Source organism: Petrotoga sp. 9PW.55.5.1 (genome assembly GCF_003265365.1).
In the GTDB taxonomy this organism is placed as follows: domain Bacteria; phylum Thermotogota; class Thermotogae; order Petrotogales; family Petrotogaceae; genus Petrotoga.
The window spans coordinates 1-3,177 of record NZ_AUPM01000072.1 but is presented as its reverse complement, the minus strand read 5'-3'; the positions used below and the strand labels follow the sequence as shown (position 1 = coordinate 3,177).

The following is a 3,177-nucleotide window of genomic DNA, read 5'->3' as shown; positions in this document are numbered from 1 at the left end:
AGATTCAAGAAGACATAGAAGAATTCAAAGAAATAGAAGAAAGAGGTGCCAAAAATGTTTGACACGTTAGAAAAGATAGCTAAAAGAGATAGAGAAGAAGCCATGAGGGAAGGTATTGAAAAAGGCAAAGAAGAGGGACTTGAAAAAGGCAAACTAGAAGAAAGAAAAGAAGTTGCGGTGAAATTGTTAACAAAAAGGTTTGGAAAAGAATTTTCCAAAGTATTGCAAGACAAAATTTTAAAAACCGATGAAAAAACAATTGATTATATCATGGATAATCTATTAGAAATAACAATAGACGAATTAAAAGAAATTCTGAAATAATAGTATAAAACTTTCTAAATAAGTATTAATTTATCTCTTGCAAAAAATTTAGGTTTAATTCCTCTTCAAGGAAGAAAAATTGTTATTAATCAGCCTTTTGAGAAGCATGTGGGTTTAAATTCCCCTTTTTGAAGGGGTGGCTGTGACGCTTTTTGTCACAGACGGGGTAGTTGCTTTTGATTTATCTTCACAGAAGCAGAAATAGCTTAAATTCCCCTCTGGTGAGGTTTATTGGTTTTTATTTCCCTTTTTTCTGTCTACTATCTTGACTTAAGTCCAATCTTAGTCGAGATAACATTTAAAACTCGAACTACAAACTCTGTTGTAATAATTAATTTAATGTTAATTATTACATAATTCTTTTTTAACAACAAAGTTTTATAATTTCTTTAGTAGACGGTGCCAAGGTGTTCTTTGAGAGCCTTGGCCTTTTTTTATATACTGGGGATGAGGTGGAGGTTTTGGAAAAGGTTTTTAAAACATTAGAAGAACAAGTTGATTTATTAAGGAATAGAGGATTAAAAATAGAGCAAAGTGATAAAAAGATTTTGGAGATTGAAAATTACTACAATGTGATAAATGGGTATAAAGACCTTTTTTTAAAAAAGAAAAATCCAGATTCTTATAAAAACGATGCTTCTTTTAAAGAAATATATGCACTTTTTGAATTTGATAGAGAATTAAGGATGATTTTTTTATCTAAAATTTTGAAAATTGAACTTAATATAAAATCTTTAATAGCTTATTATTTTTCAAAACAATATGGTCATAAAGATTATTTTTTATTAGAAAATTTTAGAACTCCCTCTAAAAAGATTAGTTCTAATAAAATTGAAGAAGTAATTAATGTTTTAAATGAGACTATATCAAAAAGCATAGGTAAAGACGATACTATAACTCATTATTTAAATAATCATGGTTATGTTCCCTTGTGGGTTGCTATTAATGCTTTTACATTAGGTAATATTAATAAATTTTATGGTATATTAAAAAATTCAGAAAGATCTAAGGTTTCAAAGTATTATAATATTCAACCAAATGAATTTCAAAATCTTTTAAAAAATATTGTTTTCTTTAGAAATAAATCAGCTCATGGGCTAAGATTTTATAACTCGAAGTACAAAAAATTCAATTTAAAACATAATATAAAAACTCCTAAAAATACTAAGATATATGAATTTTTTTCAATACCAAAAAATGATAGAGGAAAATATATTATGGGGAGAAATGATTTGTTTTCATTGCTGATTAGCTTGAAGTTTTTTCTGAAATATGAAGATTTTTCAGATTTAATAGATAGTATTAATAAAGAAATTAATTTTTTGGATAATAAATTGAAAACAATTTTAATAAAAGATGTTTTGGATTCTATGGGTTTTCCCAACAATTGGAAAGAATTAAAGAATATTTGATTATTTTATATACTTAGAACGGAATTTTGGTAGCAAAAGAGGATAGGGCTAATCATATTAAGAGAGGCTTATCAAAGTTTTTATGGTGATAGAAAATAATAAAATTTTTGATAATCAGAAAAGAGAAGAGATGACAGATTCTTTGACAAGCTCTGAGCGACAAAAATTGATATAATTATGTATAATTATACAATGGTATTTTTGATGAAATAATAAAATAATTTTAAAATACAACAAAAATGTTGTATAATACATTTTAGGGATGGGTAAAATATGACGTTAATTTATACTAAAAAACTTAAAAAGTATATAGATAAATTGTCTAGTAGTTCCAAAAGAGAAGATAAAATCACAGTAGCTGAAATTTTTAGAATATTAGATTTATTAGAAAATAAGGTTTATTTGTTAAGTTATCCTTATTCGAAAATTTTATCAGGTTATAAATATAAGAGTATTAACTTAAGGGAATTAAGAATAGAAAGCAATGTTCCAATAAGAATATTTTATTTTATAAAAAATAATGAAGTCATAGTTTTGTTTGATTATAAAATTAAGAAGTCTAGAAAATTAGGGGATACTGTATTGAACCCAATTTTTCAAAAAATGAAAAATTTGATAGATGAAATGGAGGAATAAAAGTGGAAAAACTGTATAATTATAAAAAGGAAAAGGAAAAAATATTAAAAGGAAACCCAGAAATCAAAAAAATATATGATGATTTAGAATTAAAATACAAATTAATAGAAAGTGTAATAGAATATAGGGCTGAAAATCATATTACACAGAAAGAATTGGCAGAAAATATAGGGGTACAACAACAAGTAATATCAAGATTTGAAAGGGGTTTGGTAAACCCTAGAATTGATTTTGTTCAAAAGATATTAAATGCTACAGGAAAAGATATTGAATTTTTAGATAAAAGATAGAACTAAATTAATTAATTTCATTTTTTGGATTTTTGTTTAGAAATTTATTTATATGATGTTCTAAGCCATTCCCTACAGTCAAAAAAGGAATTTTTTTAATCGTTAAATGATATATTACCTAAATCTAAGGGATTAATAACAATTTGTAGTCTATATTAGGATTTATCTTGGTTTTGATTGTCTATCGTGAACAAGTTAGATATCGTAATCACATCTCAGCTCATTAACTATAATAATTACGGTTCTCTTCCAACAATGGGATCAATTCTGAATTTCTTAAGTAAAACGGACGGTCTTTTGGTACATAAGGCATTTTTGCTTTTCTTTTTTATATTCTCACCCCTCATTTTTCTCACCTCTCGAGGAAGGGGAATAAAAGCGACTACCCCGTCTGCAGCATAAAACGCTGCATCCACCCCTTCGAAGAAGGGGAATAAAAGCGACTACCCCGTCTGCAGCATAAAACGCTGCATCCACCCCTTCGAGGAAGGGGAATTAAACTGACTACCCCGTCT

Annotated in this window: 4 protein-coding genes; all 4 read left to right on the top strand. The window is 26.9% G+C overall.

Annotated features, from left to right (window positions below; translation table 11 throughout):
• The first annotated feature begins 54 nt into the window (after positions 1-54).
• Positions 55-324 (top strand): hypothetical protein, encoded by a 270-nt coding sequence (locus tag PW5551_RS09895; RefSeq protein ID WP_113075612.1) that lies wholly within the window; start codon positions 55-57, stop codon positions 322-324.
• 461 nt (positions 325-785) lie between these two features.
• Complete coding sequence (locus tag PW5551_RS09890) at positions 786-1,736, top strand: Abi family protein (RefSeq protein ID WP_158526189.1); 951 nt, start codon at positions 786-788, stop codon at positions 1,734-1,736.
• 273 nt (positions 1,737-2,009) lie between these two features.
• Positions 2,010-2,372, top strand: a complete 363-nt coding sequence (locus tag PW5551_RS09885) for a type II toxin-antitoxin system RelE/ParE family toxin (RefSeq protein ID WP_113075610.1) — start codon at positions 2,010-2,012, stop codon at positions 2,370-2,372.
• A gap of 2 nt (positions 2,373-2,374) precedes the next feature.
• On the top strand, positions 2,375-2,662 hold the full coding sequence (locus PW5551_RS09880; protein ID WP_158526188.1) for a helix-turn-helix transcriptional regulator: 288 nt from the start codon (positions 2,375-2,377) through the stop codon (positions 2,660-2,662).
• Positions 2,663-3,177 lie beyond the last annotated feature (515 nt).